Consider the following 20,205-nt stretch of genomic DNA (forward strand, 5'->3'; position numbering starts at 1 on the left):
TCAGGGGGCCGAGAAGACGCCGATCCCGTTCGCGACGGGCCGTTCGGCGCCGCTGCTCGGATGGTTGCGGACCGTCACGGCGCTCGCGCCGTCGTCCCGGGTGACCAGCTCCGTCGAACCGCCGCCGTCGAGGTTGAACGCGTCGGAGGCGCCCAGCGAGCGCATGGTGCCGGCCTCCTCCGCGACCGTCATCCCGGACCGGTACTCGGTGGCCCCGTCCAACGCCAGGATCAGCAGTTGGTGTCCGCCGCCCTTGAAGCCCACGACCGTGCGCACCGTCGAGGTGACGTCGTCCAGGCCGGACAGCGCCTCGCCGTCCCGCAGGACGGGGAAGCCCCCGATCGCGAACGCGTACGGCACCCCGGACGAGGCCGCCACCATGCTGTGCTTCACGGTCACCGCGTCCCCCACCGAGAGCTTGCGCAGCCGCTGGGCGCCCTCCTCACGGCCCACGAGGACCGTGGCGCCCGCCGGGATCGTCCCGCTGCCCGGGGTGTCGGAGACGGAGACCACCCGGCCGTCCACGATGCGCACCTCGTAGGTGTCGCCGCTGCACGGCGCCGACCGCTGGGTGTCGCTGCCGCACACCGCGCGCATCCGGGAGGCACTGCCCCAGCGCGAGGTGAAGGCGCCGACGGAGTTCTCGGCGAGCGCGTACTGGTTGAGGCCCTTCAGGGGGAAGGCACCCTCCGGTGTGACGACGCTGCCGAGGAGGGAGAGGCGGTCCAGCCGGGCCCGCCGGTCGGTGCCCACGCCGAAGACGTCCCGGGTGCTCGTCCCCGGCGGCAGCGCGGGCCCGAACCGTTGCCCGGTCGGCACCGCGGCCTTGAGCACCTGCCCGTCCGCGATCGCCGGTCCGACGCTCGCGCCGGTGGCCTCCACGCCCGGGTGCTGGGTCTCGGTGATGTTGAAGAAGTCACCGTTGACCCCCGCGACCGCCCCGGCCGAGTCCGCCAGCCGGGAGACGGTGGTCCGGGCCGCCACCGCGCCCGGATACAGCAGGCCCACGCGGACGTGCGGATTGGCGAGGTCGACCGTGAGCAGATGGGCGTGAGCCGGGCCCGCGCCCGCTTCGACGTCGAACTGCCGGTAGGTGACGCCCGGCGCGATCCGCTTGCCGGCCGCGACGGCGCCGGCCGGTGCCGCCCCCGCCAGGGCCGCACCGGCCAGCACACCGAACGCCGTGACCACCGTGAGAACCGCTCTGCCCGCTGCCGAACGCCTGCGACGTCTGGTCACCGTGCCCCCTGATGTCTCGTCAACTGTCCCTGCCGCACGGGCTTTCCCGTTCGGGTTCCGTAGGGGTTCCGTACGGGTTCTACGGGGCAGTGGACCAGAGCGCGGCGACCGCCGGGCCGACTAGGCCTCGACTACGCGAGAACGAGTGAGAAAACGCACCCCCTCGGGTGCCTCCAGCGAGAAGCCGCTACCCCGTCCGGGGACGACGTCCACGATCAACCGGGTGTGGCTCCACGCCTGGTACTGACTCCGGGACATCCAGAAGGTGACCGGCTCGGCCACCCCGTCCACCGCCAGCTCCGCCAGCAGCACGTCCGAGTCGCCGGTACGGAACTCGCCGTCCGGGTAGCACATGGGCGCGCTGCCGTCGCAGCAGCCGCCGGACTGGTGGAACATCAGCGGACCGTGCTCGGCGTGCAGCCGCCGCACCAGGTCCGCGGCCATAGGGGTGAGTTCGACGCGGGGGATTTCCTCATCCATGGGTCACCGTCCTGAAGAGCCGGGGCGCCGGGTGCCGGACCCCGCCAGTCTCACGGCTCGTCACCGCCCCGTCCAGAACGCGTCCTTGCCCCGTGCCTGGTCGCCGCCCGGTGGTACGGCGGCCGGCTGAGAGGATGGGCCCATGCGTTCTTCGCCCTTCCTCCCGCCCGACCCGCGCTTCGTCACGACGGGCGAACATCCGCTCTGGGACCAGGCGCTGGCCGCGGTCAACCGGGACCTGGCCGCGGCCCTGCCCGGTCAGCGCCCGCTGTGCCTCGTCGCGTATCCGGGCTGGGAGGGGGACCCGGACGAGAGCGAGCGGGTACATGTGGCCCTCGCGAACGGCGACTCGCACGGCAACTCCCTGTGGCCGGAGCCGTCCGCCGCCGGGGCCCTCCGGGCCGTCGCCGAGGCCGCCCAGGACACGGTCATGGAGCTCCTGTGGCAGGCCTGGCCCGTCTGTACCCTGCACGGGCTCGGGATGCACGTCACCGAGGACGCCGGGCGCCCGTCCTGGTGGTGTGCCGGGGGTTCCCGGCCGGGCGATCCGGCCCATGTCCGGGCCGCGATAGGGGAGATGGACACGGTCCACCGCCCGCGCCGCCCGAACCGCAAACGCCGCAAGGACCGCGGACCACACTGACCCATCCGCCGCCCGGCCGGGCGCGCGTACCGGTGGCGCGCCCGCCGAGACGCCCACCGACTCGCCGGCGCCCTACCGGTGGCGCTGGGCTGCACTCTTCGTCACAGCCGGACCCGGCGAGAGCACGAGGAGGACCCGGGGCCGCCGCGGACCTCGCCCGGTCGCCGCCGGCTTCGCGCGGTGGCGGGGATCGACGGCCCCGGAGTTCCCGGCGCCGGCTGCACCGGTGGCCCGCACCTCACCCGGCGGCACGGACACGGCGCATGAGCAGCGCGTACACCGCGCAGGAAATGATCAGCCCCCGGCAGGGCCAGGTCGACACCGCCCAGGCGGCGGCCACGGGCCCGGTGCAGACGGTGACCGCGCACAGCCCGGAGATGCGCCCACGCCCGCGCCGAGGGCCGGTCGGCCGTGCTCGGGCCGAGCAGGCCGGAGGCGGACGACGATGCCGGCCGGGCTCGTCCGGGTCCAGGTCGCCGCCGGTGTGCTGTGGCGGGTGGCGGGCGTGAAGCTCTTCATGCACGGCACCAGCGTTGCGCTGCCGGGACCTGGGGGAGGCCGGGGTGCGGGTCGTCCGCGGCTCCGATCGGCCCATCGTGCCGTACCCGCCGCCGAAGGTGATGGCCGGCGCCCGGCACCGCCGCCCCGCCTCTCTCCTTCCGCCTCTCTCCTTCCGCCGCACGCCCCCGACCAGGCCCTCACCACGCTGCTGGCGCTCCAGGCCATGACCGTCAGCCCTGCCTGGGCCGCGGGGGAGGACCGGGCGGGCCGGCTCTCCGTCGGGCACCGCGCCGACCTGACGGTGCCGGCCGACGACCCGCTGAACGTGTCCGACACCGACCTGGCGGAGCTGCCGGTGCCGCTCAGCGGCGGGCGCGCTGTTCCCGGCGGGTGCGGCGGGCCTCGAACAGGAGCGGCAGCATCGACAGCACCACGACCACGGCGACCAGCGGAAGCAGGTAGTCGTCCAGGTGCGGGACGGAGGCGCCGAGGGTGTACCCGGCAAGGACGAGCATCTGCGACCACAGCACCCCGCCCACCGTCTGCCAGAGCGTGAAGGTCCGCACGGGCACACCGAGCGCGCCGGCCACAGGGTGCAGCACCGTCCGCACCAGCGGCACGAACCGGCCGATGACCAGCGCCTTCCCGTGGCCGTACCGGGCCAGCAGCTCCTCGGCCCGCGCGGCAGCCGCCTTCAGCCGCCGGCTTGAGGTACGGGCCAGCAGGGCCCGTCCGCCGCGCTGCCCGATCAGATACCCGACGTGCCCGCCGGCCACCGCCCCGACCGCCGCGCACAGCAGCACCTGCCACAACGCCAGCCGGGGCCCCTGGTCCGCGTTGCCGGCGCACAGGACGCCGGCCGGGAACAGCAGGGTGTCACCGGGCAGGAAGAAGCCGACGACCAGCAGACCGGACTCCGCGAAGATCACCACCAGGACGCCGATCGCGCCGAACGCGGCCAGCACCGAGGCGCTGTTCATCGGGTTGACGGCTATCACCTGGCCGGGCCTCCTGGCCTCCTCGCAGGGCTGTTCGCTCACCAGCATCGCCCGCCCACCCCGAAAACGCCCGCTCCGGGCTGCTTCCCGGCTTCGCCGGCGTCCCGCGTGAGAGCGATCATTTTGCGCCTACCGCTCCCTGCTCCGGCGGACCGCGGCCGATCCAGGGCCTCCGTGGCGCCACGTTACGTGATCAACCTCAGGCGTGTTACCGAGGTGACACTACTTTAAGTAGCTGATTTTCACGTTCCCCGGCTTCTCTTTTCGGCGGGGTAAAGGAGAAGTCGTGAGAGTGTATCCGGCCATTTGGGGCTCGCATGGTTGTGCGAGAATCTTCGAAGATGCGAGTCTCTTGGTCGAAAGAGAAACGGGTGGGGCGTGAGGGAGTTCGGAGCGCGCCACCCGACGGGGACGGGGGGCAGAGGTTGTTGGGTGTCGCGCCATTCTTGATATCACCGAACGACGACAGTGAATTCCGCTTCGGGTCGCGTTCTTTCCCTGCGCCACAGGAAATCACGCTGCGGCGATGCGTCTGACGGACCTCGGAGGTCCCGTCGCCGACCGACGGCCGGGGCACCGTCAGATGGGCCGCACCGCGCGTATCCACATGACGTCGATTTCCCTTGCCCGCTCGGCGGCTGCATTCCCCAAGGGTCCATGAGTACGACCCGGAAGCGCCGTATCCGAGTCTTCCCTCGGCGTCTTCCCCCGGTGCCGGTGGAATCAGGCACGACAGTGAGGCCGCCGCACGACCGCGGCTGAATCGATGACCCTTCGGAACAGCTGGCACGCTCGTGCGGTCAATTTCCGGCATCGCACACCGGGGTCTTTCGGTGCGGTGACACTGCGTCGACCGTGGCACCTGCCCGGTGACGGGCGCAAGCCTCGCGGAAACAACCTCGCACTCCGGGCGGTCCCCGCCCGGTGGCCTCGCACGGGGCCCGTATGGAAGGAGAGAACAGTGGAGAACCAGCAGCTCGAGGAATCGTCGGTTCAGCAGAGCTACGAACCGCCCGCGCTGACGGCCGTCGGCGAGTTCTCGGAGGACACGCTCGGCTTCGGCAGCGACCACACCGATTTCCTCGCCCACCAGGGCTGGTGATCAACCGACCGCGTCGGACGGAGTGAGATGAGCACCGGGTTCGTCGTCCTGCCCGAGCGTTGTCCCGCAGACCCCACGTGGCTCTACGAGTCACCGCAGGTCATCCCCCACCCGTCGGGCAAGCCCTGGCTGGTCGGCCGGTGGGGGGCAGACGAAATGGTTCAGGCTCAGGCGGGCCCGGTGCGGGTGGTGGTGATCGGACATTGTCCGGTCACCACCGCACGCCTCACCCGGCTGGCCGGACAGGTGACGTCACAGTCCGATGCCGCAGCCCTGGCCCGGCAGCTTCCCGGCAGCTGTCACCTGATCGTCTCCTCCCCGGACGGAACGAGTGTCCGCGGCAGCGTCACCGGCCTGCGCCAGGTCTTCCACACCCGGGTGGATGGTCATGCCGTGGCGTCCGACCGTCCCGACACCCTGGCACGCCTGACCGGCGCCGGCGTGGACGAAGGCGTGCTCGCGGCCCGATTGGCGACCGGCGGCCGGTTGCCGGCTCCGCTGGGCACCGCGAGCGTCTGGTCCGGGATCTCCGCGGTCCCGGACGACCACTGCCTGATCATGACAGGAGACCGTGCACGGGAGGTCCGCTGGTGGCAGGCCCCGGAGGCCGGCCTCACCCTGGCAGAGGGCGCGCCCGCGGTACACGCCGCACTGTCGGACGCCGTGGGCAGCCGCACGTCCGGTCCGCGCCCGCTGAGCGCGGACCTGTCCGGTGGCATGGATTCCACCGCGCTGTGTTTCCTCGCCGCCCGGAGCGCCCCCCAGCTGCTGACCTTCCGCTGGGGCGAGGCGGACCTGGGCAACGACGACGCGGCGTTCGCGGCACACTCGGCGGCACTGCTCGACCAGGCTTCCCACGTGGTGGTGCCGCAGCGCGAACTGCCCGCCCTGTTCGCGCACCCCGCGGACCTGGCGGACACCGAACAGCCGTACCTCTTCACCCGGACGCTGGCCCGCATGAAGCACACAGTCGGCCTCCTCGCCGACCGCGGCTCGCGGGCGCACCTGGCGGGACACGGCGCGGACGAACTGTTCGGCAGGCTCCCCGGCTATCTGCACCGGCTGCTGCGCCGGCGCCCCTGGCTCGCCCTGCGTCACCTGCGCGGCTACCAGGCCCTCAACCGCTGGCCCCTGCGCGGGATGCTCGCGGAACTCGCCCGCGCGGATTCGGTACGCGACTGGTGGCGCGACGAGGCCGATTCCCTCACCGACCGTGCCCCGGCCCCCAGACACCCGCCGTTGGGCTGGGGGCTGATACCGCTGCGCGCCCCGGTCTGGGTGACGCCGGCCGCCGTCGACGCGGCCGGGTCGGAGCTGCGCAAGGCCGCCGACGGTGCCCACGCCTTCGCCGCCGATCGCGGCCAGCACCAGTTCCGGGTGGCGCTGCGGGCGACCGCACCGGCGTACCGGCAGTTCGCGCGCCTCTTCGACACGGCGGGGATCCGACTGCATCAGCCCTACCTCGACGACCGCGTCGTAGAAGCCGCTCTGGCCGTACGCGTGCACGAGCGTTGCACGCCATGGGAGTACAAGCCCCTGCTGGCCACCGCGATGCGGGACGTCCTGCCCGAACGGATCCGCGCCCGGACCACCAAGGGCTCCTTCGACGAGGACCTGCGCACGGGGCTCAGCCGCAGCCGCGACGGACTCCTGGACCTGTTCGCGGACTCGGAACTGGCCAAGGCCGGCCTGATCTCGGCAGCCGCGGTCCGCTCCCAGCTGCTCACCCCGCAGGCCGACCTCACCAGGAACTTCGCGGTCGAGCACCTGCTCGGCTGCGAGACCTGGTTCCGCGCCGCACGCCACCTCGCCCAGAACGAAAGGCGACACGAACGAGCGTGAGCGTCACCTACTTCCTCAACCCGCAGGTGTCCCTGGCCGAAACCGACGACGGAGCTGTACTCCTGCACGAACGGACCGGCCGCTACTGGCAGCTCAACACCACAGGGCTCGCGGTCCTCCGCAGTCTGACCAGCGGTGCGACCGCCGAGCAGGCCGCGCTGACCCTCGCTTCCGAGCACGCCATTGCCGTCACACGCGCTCACGACGACGTGGCGGCTGTGCTGGCCTCCCTGCGCTCGGCGGACCTGCTCCGGGAGAAGCGATGAGCATCCCCGTGGCGCTGTCCCGCCGTGATCGGCTGCCACCGCACCGTCGAGTGGTTCCTCTCCTGGCCGTGGCCGTCGCCCGGATCCTCGGCAGGCTCTCTCCGTCCAAGCTGCGCACGGTACTGGAGTTCGCCCGCCGCCGAGCCGCGCCGGCCACCGCGGACCAGGCCGCGGCGGCCCGCGCGGCCGTGGTCTCGGTCAGCCTGCGATGCGCGGGGCAGGCCTGCCTGCAGCGCTCGGTGGCGACCGCCCTCCTGTGCCGAGCGCGCGGGACCTGGCCCACCTGGTGCACGGGCGTCCGCACGAATCCCTTCGCGGCCCACGCCTGGGTCGAAGCCGAGGGACTCCCGGTCGGAGAACCGCATCCCGCCGGACACTTCCGGCCCCTCCTGACGGTCGGCCCTGTCGAGGACTCGCATCCGAAGCGGTCGCCCTAGGGTCCGGCGCCGGCAGCAACAGGAAGCGACGGCGCTCGGCTGAGCGGCGCGATCACGGGAGGGAGGCCCGGGCGGCGTGCCCCGTGCTAACGTTGCGGGTTTGCAGCGTCGCTGTGCCGGTGCCCCGTTCGGTGTCTCCGGCCGGCGGCCGAGTCCCTGCCGCGCCTTCCTCGGTACGGTCCCTTCGGAGGAAGGCTCTCTGTGAGCGAATCAGCACGTACCGATGCCCGGCAGCAGGACGATGTGTCCGAGGCGTCGCGCGCCACTCCGGCAGGGCCCAGCGCGGTGTCCTTCGCCGAGCTGGGGTTGCCGGCGGAGGTTCTGCGGGCGCTCGACGAGCGCGGTGTGACCGTGCCCTTCCCCATCCAGGCGGCCGCGCTGCCGAACGCGCTCGCGGGACGGGACGTCCTGGGCCGGGGCCGCACGGGATCCGGCAAGACGCTCGCCTTCGGCCTGGGGATGCTCGCCCGGACGGCCGGGCGGCGCGCGCAGCCGAAAGAGCCGCTGGCGCTCGTTCTGGTGCCCACCAGGGAGCTGGCGCAGCAGGTCGGTGAGGCGCTCACCCCGTACGCCGAGGCGCTGCGGCTGCGGCTCGCCACCGTGGTGGGCGGAGTGTCCATCGGCCGACAGGCCGCCGCGCTGCGGGACGGCGCCGAGATCGTCGTCGCCACGCCCGGCCGGCTGCACGACCTCGTCGAGCGCAAGGGCTGCCGACTGGGACGGGTGCGCATCACGGTCCTGGACGAGGCCGACCAGATGTGTGACATGGGCTTCCTGCCGCAGGTCACCGAGATCCTGGACCAGGTGCGTCCCGACGGGCAGCGGATGCTGTTCTCCGCCACCCTCGACCGCGACGTCGACCAGCTGGTGCGGCGCTACCTGCGCGAGCCCGCCGTCCACTCCGTGGACCCTTCGTCCAGCGCGGTCTCCGCGATCGAGCACCACGTCCTCGTCGTGCACGGCCCGGACCGGTACGCCGTGACCACCGAGATCGCCGCTCGGGACGGCCGCGTCCTGCTGTTCCTGGACACCAAGCACGGCGTCGACCAGCTCACGCGGCATCTGCGGGCCAGCGGCGTGGCCGCCGCCGCCCTGCACAGCGGCAAGTCCCAGCCGCAGCGCACCCGCACCCTGGCCCAGTTCAAGAACGGACAGGTCACCGCGCTGGTGGCGACGAACGTCGCCGCCCGCGGACTGCACGTCGACGACCTCGACCTCGTGGTCAACGTCGACCCGGCCACCGACCCGAAGGACTATCTGCACCGCGCGGGCCGCACGGCCCGGGCCGGCCGCTCCGGCACCGTCGTGACACTCGTCCTGTCGGGACAGCGCCGCGAGACGAGTCAGGTCATGACGGACGCCGACGTCGCCCCCAAGGTCACCAAAGTGCGGTCCGGCGAGGCGGAGCTGAGCCGGATCACCGGTGCCCAGGCCCCCTCCGGACAGCCTCTTGACGGCGGGCCGGCCGTACCGCGCCCCCATCACCACAACGCCCCGTTCCGCGGCCTGGGCAGCACCAAGGACGCGAAGGGCGGCTCCGGCGGCAGGCCGTCCCGCAAGAGCAGCGAGGCACGCAAGCTCGCGGAGGCCCGCAAGGCGGCCCGGGTGCGGCGCGGCGGCTGAGACCGGCTTCCCGGACCTCCGGGTGGTGGCTTCGTCTACGCTGCTGGGCGGATACGCGGGACGGAGACCGGCCGGGGTGCACCGGACGGCGTCACGTACGGGTGACCGTGCGCAGGGGGAGGCGTGCAGGCGATGGAGAACGACGCGGGCCTGCCACGGCGGATCGGTGTCTACACCGTCGAGCGAGAGCTGGGCGCGGGCGGCATGGGGACGGTCTACCTCGCCCGGTCACCGGGCGGCCGGGCCGTCGCGGTCAAGGTGGCCCGCCCCGAACTGGCGGCCGACCCGCACTTCCGTGAACGGTTCCGCGCAGAGGTCGCGGCCGCCCGCAGGGTCGGCGGTTTCCACACGGCTCCGGTCGTCGACGCCGATCCCGACGCGGAGGCGCCCTGGCTGGCCACCGCGTACATCCCCGGGCCCACGCTCGCCGAGCTGATCGAGCTTCAAGGGCCGATGGACGAAGAGCAGCTGAGGTCTCTCGGGGCAGCGCTGGCCGAAGCGCTCCAAGCCGTCCACGCCTGCGGGCTCGTACACCGGGATCTGAAGCCGGGCAACATCATCATGGCCGACGACGGCCCACGCGTCCTCGATTTCGGCATCGCCCGGGCCGTGGAGTCCACCCGGCTGACCGCCACCGGGGCGGCCTTCGGCACTCCCGGATACCTCGCGCCCGAGCAGGCGCAAGGCGACGACGTCGGCGGTGCCGCCGATGTGTTCGCGCTCGGGGCCGTACTCGTCGCGGCGGCCGGGGGCAGCGCGTTCGGCACCGGGACGCCCCTGGGGCTGATGTACCGGGCGGTGCACGAGCCCGCGGATCTCTCCGCGCTGCCGGGGGAGTTGCGGTCGCTGGTCGCCGCCTGCCTCTCCAAGGATCCGGCCGCCCGTCCCACGCCCGAGGCACTCCTGGGCTCGCTCGGCGCGAACCCTGACCTGAACCCGGACCAGGACCCTAGCCCGGACCAGGACCCTAGCCCGGATCAGGACCCTAGCCCGGACCTGAACCCTAGCCCGGACCTGAACCCTAGCCCGGACCAGGACCCTAGCCCGGAGGTGAACCCTAGCCCGGAGGTGAACCCTAGCCCGGAGGTGAACCCTAGCCCGGAGGTGAACCCGGACCCGGACCCGGACCCGAACCCGGGTCCGGAGCAGAACCCGGACCCGAACAACACACTCGCTCTCGCCAACCGTGACCGGACGCGCGTCGCACCGCCGGTCCCGGTCGAGCCTCCCGCCGATCCCGGCCGCGGCGACGCCCCTCCCCGCCGCGCCCAGGCCGAACCCTCGCGCAGGCCCCGTGTGATCATCCTGCTGATCGCGGCCGTGGTCGTGACGAGCGCGCTCGTGGGAGGCCTCCTCTCCCTCACACGGCCTGGGGACGACAACAAGGGCGGCGGCCCCTCCGTCACCGCTTCGGATGCCCGGCGGCCCACGTCGCGGGCTTCCGCTCCACCGTCCACGCCCTCATCGTCCCGGGTGAGCGCAGCACCCAAGGACCGGGTCACGGTCGTGGTGAGTGGCAGGAGCGGGCGGAGCTGGATCTCGGCGAAGGACCACGACGGCCGCATCCTGTTCGACGGACTGCTGGACAACGGCGAGACCAAGAACTTCACGGACAAGGACCAGATCACCCTGGTCCTTGGCGATGCCTCCGTCCTCCAGCTTGTCGTCAACGGCAAGGAGGTCCCGGACGACTTCCCGCCCGGCCAGGTCGAACGTCTCACCTACAGCAGAGGCGACTAGCCGGTAGAGACGCCAGGCATGATGGGCTTACCCGTCCGGGAGCCAGTCGAGCAGCGGTGCCAGCGCGGTGTCGCCCGCCAGGATCCGCCAGGCGGGTACCCGCACCGTCCGGCTCACCGGGCAGGGCTTGGCCCCATGTCCCCCGGAGGGCAGTCCGGTGAGCAGGTCGCCTCGCGCGTGGAGGAGCCGAAGGTGCCGGGCGGGGTCGTCGCCGGGCCCCGGGCCGGGGTCGATCAACACCGCCGTGTTCCTGCCGGCGTCGGTGAACAGCAGGTCCACCGGCTGTCCGCCCACCAGCGCCGTCCGCTCCAGATCGGTGATACCTCGTCCATTCAGGTAGCGCTGCAGGCGGTCGGCGAGGTCTTCGCGGACCGCGGTCACCGGGCCGGGCGTTTCGGTCTCGGCCATCGTGCCGTCCGCGTCGGCTCCCAGCAGAGCGGAGCGCGCGGCGAGGAGGGCCGGCAGGCCGCTCTGGTCCTGCCAGAAGGCGCGGCCGCCCACGGTGATCAGCTGCGACTTGGCCCGGGTGACCGCCACGTTCCACAGGTTGACCTGGCTCGCGACCCAGTGCGTCGTCCGGGGCGGTGTGTTGTGCGCCGCCACCGGGCTGAGCACCATCACGTCGCGCTGTCCGCCCTGGAAGGTGTGGACGGTGCCGACCCGGACCCGGTCGTCGTCCCGCCACATCCGTGCCAACGTCTCCTTCTGCGCCCGGAACGGCGTGACCACTCCCACCGTCGTGTCCGGCGCAAGCCCTGCCAGCAGCCCGTCGACCACGCGCCGCACGGCCTCGGCTTCCCCCGCGTTCCGCCAGGACCGCCCCTCGCCGCCGCGCGCCGATTCCCCCGACGGTACGTCGACCCAGCCGAGCACCGGTGCCGGGTCGGCCGCGCCCACCGGGTCGTGCGCCGGTGCCTGCCGCCGCACGTCCGTCAGCACCCGCAACCGGCCGCCGTAGCAGTGGCCGTTGACGACGTCCGCGATCCGCGGATGGCAGCGGTAGTGCTCGTCGAGGAGCAGCGTGCTGTCGCCGTGCTGTTCGGCCGCGTGGTAGGAGGAGTGCACGTGGTAGGTGAGGCGGTGGTGCTCCAGTTGCGCGGCGCTCAGACCGGCCCGTACCCGTGCCTGCCGCTCCTGCTGCGGTGACACGCCGGGGATGTGCCCGAGCTGCATGGGATCACCGATGATCAGTGCCCGGCGGGCCCGGAACAGCAGCGGCAGCACGGACGGAACGGAGCACTGGCTGGCCTCGTCGATGACCACGAGATCGAACAGCTTCGGGGTGAGTTCCAGCTGCCGCACCGAGTGGGTGCTGACGGCCCAACCCTTGATGTGCGTCATCAGGTTCTTCTGGCTGCGCTGGTAGCCCGAGCGGCGGCGGAGCGCCTGGAGCCGCTGGTTCATGAGCCCGGCGGCACGGCCGAGGGTCTCGGCGGACAGTGCGCGGGACAGTTCCGCGGCCAGGCGGGACAGTGCGCCCGCCGTCGCCAGCCGGCGCTCTTCGAGGCCTTCCTCGTCCCATTCCCGGTGCCTGCGGACGAGCTCGCGCAGTTCCCGCTCCACGGAGACGATCCCGGCCAGGGACTCCAGCAGCTCGGAGGGCACCGGTCGTGCCGTCGCCCACTCCGGCCAGGCCGGCCCGGTCCCCTCGGAGTGCTCCGCCCCGGCCGAGACCAGCGCGGCGAGCGCGCGCCCACGCCTCCATGCCCCCAGCTGCCACCGGCGGGCCGCGGCCGTCTTCCGGGCCCTCTGCGCCCACCGGCCCAGCGGTGCGACGCCCTCCGCGTCCACCGCCCAGGCCTCTTCGAGAAGGGACAGGGGAAGCTCCAGGGCTGCGGCCCGCTCCTCACGGTCGCGGAGCAGTTCCAGCAGGCGTTCTTCCTCACCGACGCGGTGTGCCGCCTCCGCCCGCAGCCGGTCGGCCATCCCCCGGGTGTTGCGCAGCTCGCCGCCCACGGTGGCCGATCCGCGACGCGGTGCCTCGACCGGTGCGGCGAGCAGCCGTTCCAGTTTGGCCGCCTCCCGCTCCAACGCCTGCGCGTTGCCCGTCCGCATCAGCAGGCCGGGCGCGATGTCGTCGCAGCGCTGGGCGACGACGTCCACGGCCTCGTTGTTCGTGGAGGCGACCAGCACCGACTGCCCCGCGGCGACGCAGGTGGTGACGACCGCGGTGACGACCTCGCTCTTGCCCGTGCCGGGCGGCCCGGTCGCCACCGTCAGCGGCTGTGTCATCGCCGAGGAGATCACCTTCTCCTGGCTCTCGTTGCACGGCCCGGGGACGATGGGCGTCACCGGGCCCGCCGCGGGGGCGGTCGCGGCCGGCGTCTGCCGGGCCTCACCGCTCAGCAGCGCGTCCAGGGCGGTGCCCGCGATCTGCTCGGTCCGCGTGGAGATCTGGAGCAGGTTGTCCACCAGCGCCTGGGTGGCCATGGCCTCCGCGCCGGACGGCACCAGCAGCACGGCCGCGTTGTGCGCGCCGGGCCGTAGTGCCTGCATGACCGTGCGCTCGCTGAGCGCGGACGGGTCCAGCGGTTCCAGTTCCGGCAGCCCCAACTCGTCCAGCAAATCCCTTATGGCGCGCAGCATCTGGGCGTCGTTGCCCTCCTGCCAGGCCGGCTGCCAGCGGGCGACCAGGTCGGCGGCGTCGCCCGCGTCCAGGAGTTCTGAGACGACACCGCTGTGCAGGGACGGTACGCCGCTGGGCCGGAGCACGTCCCGGCCGTTCTCGTCCGGTGCCAGCTCCATCTGCTGGATGAGCAGCGGCGCCAGCTCTACCGTCGCGCGCCGCCCCCGGCCGCCGTCCCGCGCGGGCAGCGTGATCGCCGGATAGCCGTACCAGTACTCCTGTCGCGTGCCCGCCGCGGTGTCGGAGCCGGACGGCCCGTCCTGTGGGCGGGGCAGCGATCCGGGCGCGACGATGTGAGGTCCGCGGCCCGACTGGATCGTCTCCTCGCCCTGGGCCAGCAGGAAGTACTTCGTGTCACGGCCGCCGTCCCGCTCGGGCCGCATTCCGGCCGCCGCCTGTGCGGTGAGGCAGTCCGCGTAGTACCGGAGCAGCCGCTGCCGGTCGACGCCGTCCCGTTCGTCCGCCTCGGCCAGCTCCCGGGCCTTCAGCAGCGCGGGGGAGCGCCGGGCGGCCTCGGTCGCGTCGTGGGGCAGCGCGGGAAGGCGCACCGGCCGTGCCACCGACCGGGCGAAGGGAAGGCTTCGGGTGGCCCTGATCGTGGACTTGGTGGGCCGCTGTTCCTCCGGTACGCCGTCGCGGGTCATCTGGGCCGTCAGATAGTCGAAGAGGTCGTCCGGGGTGATCCAGCCACCCGCCTTGATCCAGCCGTTGCGCAGTCCCTCGACGATCTCCCCGGTGAACCGGGAGGTACCGAGGCCCGACCCGGGCGGCGCCATCGCGGAGGCCGCCTGGAGGGCGTCGGACGCGGTGATGAAGTACACGCCGGTCGGGCGGAGCAGGGTGCTCGGCGCGGGCCGGTCCGGTTCTCCCGCCGGACCCTTGGCGGTCCAGCCCTGGACGACCGAACCGCTGGAGCAGCAGTCCAGCAGGACCAGTTTGGAGGCGGCCCGGCAGGACTGGAGCATCCGCTCCAGGAACTCCGCCGGTACGGCCGTGCCCGGCAGGTCGGCGGGGTCGGTGTCCCGGGTCAGGAAGTACAGCTGGCCGTCCTGCTCGCAGTACTCGCCATGCCCGCTGAAGTAGAGCAGCGCGGTCTCACTGGGCTGCCGGGCCTCCAGGAACGTCTCGACGGCGTGCAGCATCTGCGCGCGCGTCGGCTCGGCGGCCAGCGCGCACTCGTTGTACATGCCGATCTCGGTGCTCTCCAGCACCGCCCGCATGTAGTGCAGGTCGGCCCGTACGGCCGGGAGGTCGGCGTACGTCTCGCTGTCGTACGTGGAGACGCCGACGAGTAAGGCGTGGCGGTCGTTGTCGGTCATCGCCGCTCAGCCCGCCGCGCCGTCGTCGCCGTCCTCCGCGAGGAACCGCTCGACCAGCGTGTCGTCCTCGCGGGCCTCCTTGCCGGTGATGTGCAGGGTCGCCCCGTCGGGCCGCTTGACGATGAGCGTGCGCTGAGGGATCCGCGCCAGCCACACCTGCACCAGGGCGGCGACGAACGAGCCGGCGCTCAGCAGCAGCCCGACGGTCTCGGCGGACGGGCCGCCTTTGTCGCCGACCCCTGCCGGCCCGCCGGGTTCGGGAAGGTCCAGCCTGGCCGTGGAGTCCGCCGCGGCGAGCGCGGCGAGCAGTTCGCGCGCTTCCCTGCGGGCGCGCAGCGGGTCCTCGTCGACGACGGAGAGGCGGTATCCGGTGTGGTTGTCGTGCATGGCGCTGTCGTGCTCCCCCTGGACTCACCGGCTCCTTGCCGGGCGAACGACACTAGCGCCCGGCACTGACACCGAAGGCCCCGTTTGGCCCTGTTCTCCAGGCCGTTGGCGTGAAAGTGCTTGCCGATGGCCGGGTCCTGGGCGTCTCACACCAGCGACGGTTCCACCCAGGCCGAACGAGCCGGCGGACAGCGGCGGTTCTACACGGATGCCGACTTCGGGCTTGGGTTGCCTGGAGGGGTAAAGCTCCCTCCAGGCAACCGACTTGCTGTCTCTAGAAGAAGCCCAGCTTCTTCGGCGAGTACGACACCAGGAGGTTCTTCGTCTGCTGGTAGTGCTCCAGCATCATCTTGTGCGTCTCGCGGCCGATCCCGGACTGCTTGTAGCCGCCGAACGCCGCGTGCGCCGGGTAGGCGTGGTAGCAGTTGGTCCACACCCGGCCCGCCTGGATCGCGCGGCCCGCGCGGTAGGCGGTGGTGGCGTCCCGGGTCCACACGCCCGCACCGAGGCCGTACAGCGTGTCATTGGCGATCTTGATGGCGTCGTCGAAGTCGTCGAAGGACGCCACCGAGACGACCGGGCCGAAGATCTCCTCCTGGAAGACCCGCATCCGGTTGTCACCCTCGAAGATCGTCGGCTGGACGTAGTACCCACCCTTCAGCTCGCCGTCGTACTCGATGCGCTCACCACCGGTGAGGACCCTCGCGCCCTCCTGCCGGCCGATGTCCAGGTAGGAAAGGATCTTCTCCAACTGGTCGTTGGAGGCCTGGGCCCCGATCATCGTGTCGGTGTCGAGGGGGTGCCCCGGCTTGATCTGCTTCGTCCGCTCCACCGCCGCCTGGAGGAACTCCGCGTAGTGACCGCGCTGGATCAGGGCACGGGACGGGCAGGTGCAGACCTCGCCCTGGTTGAGCGCGAACATCGTGAAGCCCTCGAGCGCCTTGTCGCGGAAGTCGTCGTCATGCGCCCACACGTCGTCGAAGAAGATGTTGGGCGACTTGCCGCCGAGCTCCAGCGTGACGGGCTTGATGTTCTCGGAGGCGTACTGCATGATCAGCCGCCCGGTCGTGGTCTCCCCGGTGAACGCCACCTTCGCCACGCGCGGGCTGGACGCCAGCGGCTTGCCCGCCTCCGCGCCGAAGCCGTTGACGATGTTCAGCACACCGGGCGGCAGCAGGTCCGCGATCAGGCTGACCCAGTAGTGGATGGAGGCCGGGGTCTGTTCGGCCGGCTTGAGCACGACCGCGTTGCCCGCCGCGAGGGCCGGTGCGAGCTTCCACGTGGCCATCAGGATCGGGAAGTTCCACGGGATGATCTGCGCGACGACCCCGAGCGGCTCGTGGAAGTGGTACGCCACCGTGTCGTCGTCTATCTCCCCGAGCGACCCCTCCTGCGCCCGGATCGCGCCCGCGAAGTAGCGGAAGTGGTCGATCGCCAGCGGGATGTCGGCCGCCAGGGTCTCGCGGACCGGCTTGCCGTTCTCCCAGCTCTCGGCCACCGCCAGAGGCTCCAGGTGGGCCGCCATGCGGTCGGCGATCTTCAGCAGGATGTCGCTGCGCTCCGTCACCGACGTACGGCCCCACGCCGGCGCGGCCTCGTGCGCCGCGTCCAGCGCCCGCTCGACATCCTCCGCGGTACCGCGCGCGATCTCGGTGAACGGCTGCCCGTTGACCGGCGACGGATTCTCGAAGTACTGCCCGCGCACCGGCGGCACGTACTGCCCGCCGATGAAGTGGTCGTAGCGCGCCTGGTAGGAGACGATCGCGCCCTCCGTGCCCGGCGCCGCGTAACGAGTCATGCTGGTCTGCCTCCCGGTGCAGCACTGCCCGCCGTTGGGCAGCTCTCGGCGCGAGGCTAGGCGGGCGGACGTTGCAAGTAGGTTGCGCCGCGGGTCCGTCCCGGTGTCCGGCCGGCCGGTGCCGTCAGCTCGGCCTCCAGCGCGGCGAGCCGGGACCGTACCGGGGCCGTGGGCCGCACCGCGGCGAGCGCCCGCCACACCTCGACGTCGTCCTCACCCCAGGGCGCGTGTGCCCAGTCCGCCAGCAGGTCCGGGTCGCGGTGCGCGATCAGTGCCGTCCGCAGCCCGTCGGCGAGACGGTCCCGCAGCCGTACGATCGCCGGGGCCTGCGAACCGGGCAGCAGCGGACCGGCGTACGCCTCGGCCGCCGCCGTGACCGCCCCCGACTCCAGCCGCCGCTCCACCGCGGTGACGTCCGACTCGACCGCGGCCGTGAGCCGGTACGGCCGCGAGGCGAGCAGGCCTGGCCCCAACAGCCGCCGCAGCCGGGCGAGTTCGGCACGCAAGGTCACCGGGGTCACCGACTCGTGCGCGTACAGCGCGCACAGCAGCTCATCACCGGACAGCCCTTCGGGATGCCGGGCGAGCAGGACGAGGATCTCGCTGTGCCGGCGGCTGAGCCGGGTCCGCCGGCCGTCCAGGACGAGCTCGGCCTCGTCCCGGCCCAGCGCCCCGAGCAGCGGTCTGTCCACGGCGCTGGGCGGCGGTGCGAGCAGGGCGAGCTGCGCCTCCGCGGCCCGGGCCACCGCCTGCACGAAACCCAGGCTGTGCGGATGGGCCAGCCCGTCCCCGCCGGTGATGTCCACGGCGCCCAGGACCCGGCCGGTGCGCGGATCGTGCACCGGAGCCGCCGCACACGTCCACGGCTGGACCCGCCGTATGAAGTGCTCCGCGGCGAACACCTGCACCGGCCGGTCCACGGCGACCGCCGTTCCCGGTGCGTTGGTGCCGACGGCGCTCTCCGACCAGCGCGCCCCGGGTACGAAGTTCATCCCGTCCGCCCGGCGCCGGGTCGCCCGGTGCCCCTCGACCCACAGGAGTCTGCTCTGCGCGTCGCACACCGCCAGCAGATGCTCCCCGTCGGCGGCGAACGTGCCCATCAGCTCCCGGAACAGCGGCATCACCCGGGCCAGCGGGTGCTCCGCCCGATAGGCGCCGAGGTCGGCGTCGGTCAGCTCCACGCCGGCGGTGCCGTCCGGCGCGACACCGGCCCGTGCGCTGCGCCGCCACGACTCCGCCACGACCGAGCGCACCGGGCGTGGCACCGTGCCCACCGTCGTGAACGTCTCGTGCGCCCGGCGCAGGACACGGACCCGCTCGGCGGGGTCGGCCCCCGGCTCCAGGGCCACCCACGGATCGGTCAACTCGGCCTCCCCGGACGGTGAAACGGTGATGTCGGTCCCGTTGTCGGTGCTGCGCCCATCGTCTTCCGCCTAGGCGAAGTTGACCAGTCTCACGTAGCGGACCCAGTCCCAGTAGGGGCCAGGGTCGGTGTGGTCGGTGCCCGGCACCTGGTAGTGGCCGATGATGTGCTCCCTGTCCTTCGGGATGCCGTACTTGGTGCAGATCGCCGCCGTGAGCTTCGCCGACTGCTCGTAGAGGGCGTTGGTGAAGTAGGCCGGCTGGTCCACCCACCCTTCGTGTTCGATGCCGATGCTGCGGGTGTTGTAGTCCCAGTCGCCCGCGTGCCAGGCGATGTCCGTCTCGTGCACGCACTGCGCGACGTGCCCGTCCGCCGAGCGGACCAGATAGTGCGCGGACACCTTCTTCTGCGGGTTGCCGAAGATCGTCAGCGTGTTGGCGTACGTCTCCTGCGTGACATGGATGATCACGCGGTCGATGGCATAGTCGCCAGGGCGGTCGGACGCGCTGTAGTTGGAGGTGCTCGCCGGGCGCCATTCGGCGGGCGGGTAGTCGACGGCCGCGGGCTGCGCACCGGCGCGTGGGTCGGGCAGCAGCGCGTAGGGGACGGCGGCGAGCGCGGCGCCCTTCAGCAGCCGCCGTCTGCTCAGGCGCGGCTGTGCCTGTCTCGCTGCTGGTGCCGGGTCTTCTGACCGGGTGGGGCCGGCCGGGTCCATGTCCATCGGCGGGGCCTTTCAGGGGGTGTGGGGGGACGTCAGGAGTCGTAGGGGCGTCGGGATGCCGAGGGGGGTGGGGGAGCGGAGCGGCCTACGGGGGCGTCGTCGGCGTCAGCTGCGCAGTGCCCGTGCGGTCTCCCGCAGTCGCGCGTGCACGCCGCGGTACGTCTCGCGGGCCGGCAGCCACTCCTTGCGGAGCTTGGCCACGCACGTGTAGTTCGTGTCGCACACGTTGGCCAACGGTGATTCGACCGCCTGGGTTGCGAACTGGTACGCGTCCGGCTCACTGAACCCGTAGTCGCGCCCCAGCCACTGCACCAGGTCCAGCTGCGATATCCGGAACGCGTCCTCCAGCGGGCGCGCCGAGCCGGTCGAGATGATGTGGGTGTCGGACTCCAGCCGGGGCCACGGGGTGGCGACGTCCTTGAGGAGGTCCACGACGGCCACGGTGTTCATCGCGCATTCCACGGCCACGCCGCAGGTCTCGCCCTCGCCCTGGCGGGCGTGCCCGTCGCCCAGGCTGAGCAGGGCACCCTCGACGTTGACCCCCAGGTAGCAGGTGACGCCGGCCCGCATTTCGGGGGTGTCCATGTTCCCGCCGTGGGCGTCCGGGACGAGGGCGGAGCGCACCTCCAGACCGGCCGGCGCCACGCCCACCGTGCCGTGCATGGGGTCCAGGGGCAGCTCGACCTCGATGTCGCTGTCCTGCGCCTGGAACAGGGCGGTGCGCCGCGTGCGGTCCAGCTGCCAGATCCAGACGCGCTCCGGCAGCGGGGGCTGCAGCGTGGCCGTGGTGTGGGTCGAGGTGAGCGCGCCGAAGAGCGGGACCGTCGTCGACGCCGCCCAGTCCCGGGCCGGTTCGATCGACACGAAGTGCACGGCCACGGTGTCACCGGGCTCGGCGCCTTCGATGTGGAAGGGGCCGGTCTGCGGATTGAGGAACGGGAACTCGCAGACCTCGGAGACGAGGTCCTTCTCGGAGCGCACCCGCCCGGCGAAGCAGTCCTCCGTGTACAGGTCGAGAACCGTGCCGGGCGCGATCCGCGCCACGGGCGGCGCGCCGCCGAAGGTCCAGGCGTACTCGCCCGGTCGTGGGCGCACGGTGAGGATCCTGGGGTCGGTCATG

Annotated in this window: 17 protein-coding genes and 2 pseudogenes; 9 read left to right on the plus strand and 10 right to left on the minus strand. The window is 72.5% G+C overall.

The window, feature by feature from the left end; translation table 11 throughout:
* Together IO33_RS0103920 and IO33_RS0103925 are read right to left on the minus strand one after the other, a co-directional pair.
* Entirely contained in the window at positions 1 to 1,191 is a 1,191-nt protein-coding gene (locus IO33_RS0103920; RefSeq protein WP_425347953.1) for a phosphodiester glycosidase family protein, read from the minus strand.
* Positions 1,192 to 1,359: 168 nt separating this feature from the next.
* Positions 1,360 to 1,719 carry a DUF779 domain-containing protein gene (locus IO33_RS0103925; protein ID WP_031160211.1) on the minus strand — a complete coding sequence of 120 codons (360 nt, stop codon included), beginning with the start codon at positions 1,717 to 1,719 and terminating at the stop codon, positions 1,360 to 1,362.
* A gap of 142 nt (positions 1,720 to 1,861) precedes the next feature.
* On the opposite strand from IO33_RS0103925, the gene IO33_RS0103930 reads away from it, so the two are divergent.
* Positions 1,862 to 2,362, plus strand: a complete 501-nt coding sequence (locus tag IO33_RS0103930) for a hypothetical protein (protein WP_031160213.1) — start codon at positions 1,862 to 1,864, stop codon at positions 2,360 to 2,362.
* Positions 2,363 to 2,600: 238 nt separating this feature from the next.
* Here the strand turns inward: IO33_RS0103930 and IO33_RS50255 are convergent, their stop codons facing one another.
* A complete protein-coding gene (locus tag IO33_RS50255) occupies positions 2,601 to 2,885 on the minus strand; it encodes a hypothetical protein (RefSeq protein ID WP_157857788.1) in 285 nt (94 codons plus the stop codon).
* A gap of 201 nt (positions 2,886 to 3,086) precedes the next feature.
* On the opposite strand from IO33_RS50255, the pseudogene IO33_RS53735 reads away from it, so the two are divergent.
* Positions 3,087 to 3,152: pseudogene (locus IO33_RS53735) on the plus strand (hypothetical protein); the annotation flags it as partial.
* Between the two features lie 73 nt (positions 3,153 to 3,225).
* Here IO33_RS53735 and IO33_RS0103935 read toward each other — a convergent pair.
* Positions 3,226 to 3,909: a DedA family protein gene (locus tag IO33_RS0103935; protein ID WP_245235674.1), complete on the minus strand. Its 684-nt coding sequence runs from the start codon at positions 3,907 to 3,909 to the stop codon at positions 3,226 to 3,228.
* Positions 3,910 to 4,822: 913 nt separating this feature from the next.
* Between IO33_RS0103935 and IO33_RS52105 the strand changes: the two genes are divergently transcribed.
* From IO33_RS52105 to IO33_RS54005, 7 genes and pseudogenes are all read left to right on the plus strand, one after another.
* Positions 4,823 to 4,963: a lasso RiPP family leader peptide-containing protein gene (locus tag IO33_RS52105; RefSeq protein WP_229854239.1), complete on the plus strand. Its 141-nt coding sequence runs from the start codon at positions 4,823 to 4,825 to the stop codon at positions 4,961 to 4,963.
* 27 nt (positions 4,964 to 4,990) lie between these two features.
* Positions 4,991 to 6,805 carry an asparagine synthase-related protein gene (locus IO33_RS0103945; RefSeq protein WP_031160217.1) on the plus strand — a complete coding sequence of 605 codons (1,815 nt, stop codon included), beginning with the start codon at positions 4,991 to 4,993 and terminating at the stop codon, positions 6,803 to 6,805.
* Positions 6,802 to 7,071, plus strand: coding sequence for a lasso peptide biosynthesis PqqD family chaperone (locus IO33_RS0103950; RefSeq protein ID WP_031160219.1), 270 nt, complete (start codon positions 6,802 to 6,804; stop codon positions 7,069 to 7,071). Before IO33_RS0103945 ends, IO33_RS0103950 begins: the two co-directional genes overlap by 4 nt.
* Positions 7,068 to 7,508, plus strand: a complete 441-nt coding sequence (locus tag IO33_RS0103955) for a lasso peptide biosynthesis B2 protein (protein WP_031160221.1) — start codon at positions 7,068 to 7,070, stop codon at positions 7,506 to 7,508. The genes IO33_RS0103950 and IO33_RS0103955 overlap by 4 nt, the downstream gene beginning before the upstream one ends.
* 201 nt (positions 7,509 to 7,709) lie before the next feature.
* Positions 7,710 to 9,131: a DEAD/DEAH box helicase gene (locus IO33_RS0103960; protein ID WP_031160223.1), complete on the plus strand. Its 1,422-nt coding sequence runs from the start codon at positions 7,710 to 7,712 to the stop codon at positions 9,129 to 9,131.
* A gap of 204 nt (positions 9,132 to 9,335) precedes the next feature.
* Positions 9,336 to 10,046, plus strand: a pseudogene (locus IO33_RS54000) (serine/threonine-protein kinase); the annotation flags it as partial.
* Positions 10,047 to 10,640: 594 nt separating this feature from the next.
* The gene (locus IO33_RS54005) at positions 10,641 to 10,871 is read left to right on the plus strand and encodes a DUF4115 domain-containing protein (protein WP_425347955.1); all 231 of its coding nucleotides are present in this window, start codon (positions 10,641 to 10,643) and stop codon (positions 10,869 to 10,871) included.
* 27 nt (positions 10,872 to 10,898) lie between these two features.
* Here the strand turns inward: IO33_RS54005 and IO33_RS0103970 are convergent, their stop codons facing one another.
* The 6 genes from IO33_RS0103970 to IO33_RS0103995 all read right to left on the minus strand — a co-directional run bounded on the left by IO33_RS0103970 (position 10,899) and on the right by IO33_RS0103995 (position 20,204).
* Positions 10,899 to 14,816: a caspase, EACC1-associated type gene (locus IO33_RS0103970; RefSeq protein ID WP_031160227.1), complete on the minus strand. Its 3,918-nt coding sequence runs from the start codon at positions 14,814 to 14,816 to the stop codon at positions 10,899 to 10,901.
* 6 nt (positions 14,817 to 14,822) lie between these two features.
* On the minus strand, positions 14,823 to 15,203 hold the full coding sequence (locus IO33_RS0103975) for an effector-associated constant component EACC1 (RefSeq protein ID WP_031160229.1): 381 nt from the start codon (positions 15,201 to 15,203) through the stop codon (positions 14,823 to 14,825).
* A gap of 274 nt (positions 15,204 to 15,477) precedes the next feature.
* Positions 15,478 to 17,001: an acetaldehyde dehydrogenase ExaC gene (gene exaC / locus IO33_RS0103980; RefSeq protein ID WP_031160231.1), complete on the minus strand. Its 1,524-nt coding sequence runs from the start codon at positions 16,999 to 17,001 to the stop codon at positions 15,478 to 15,480.
* A 56-nt stretch (positions 17,002 to 17,057) separates the two neighbouring features.
* Positions 17,058 to 18,365, minus strand: coding sequence for a GAF domain-containing protein (locus IO33_RS0103985; protein WP_031160234.1), 1,308 nt, complete (start codon positions 18,363 to 18,365; stop codon positions 17,058 to 17,060).
* A 69-nt stretch (positions 18,366 to 18,434) separates the two neighbouring features.
* A complete protein-coding gene (locus tag IO33_RS0103990; RefSeq protein ID WP_051926436.1) occupies positions 18,435 to 19,079 on the minus strand; it encodes an N-acetylmuramoyl-L-alanine amidase in 645 nt (214 codons plus the stop codon).
* 111 nt (positions 19,080 to 19,190) lie between these two features.
* Positions 19,191 to 20,204, minus strand: a complete 1,014-nt coding sequence (locus tag IO33_RS0103995; RefSeq protein WP_031160239.1) for an acetamidase/formamidase family protein — start codon at positions 20,202 to 20,204, stop codon at positions 19,191 to 19,193.
* Between the last annotated feature and the right edge of the window lies 1 nt (position 20,205).

Source organism: Streptomyces durhamensis (genome assembly GCF_000725475.1).
GTDB classification, from domain to species: Bacteria; Actinomycetota; Actinomycetes; order Streptomycetales; family Streptomycetaceae; genus Streptomyces; species Streptomyces filipinensis.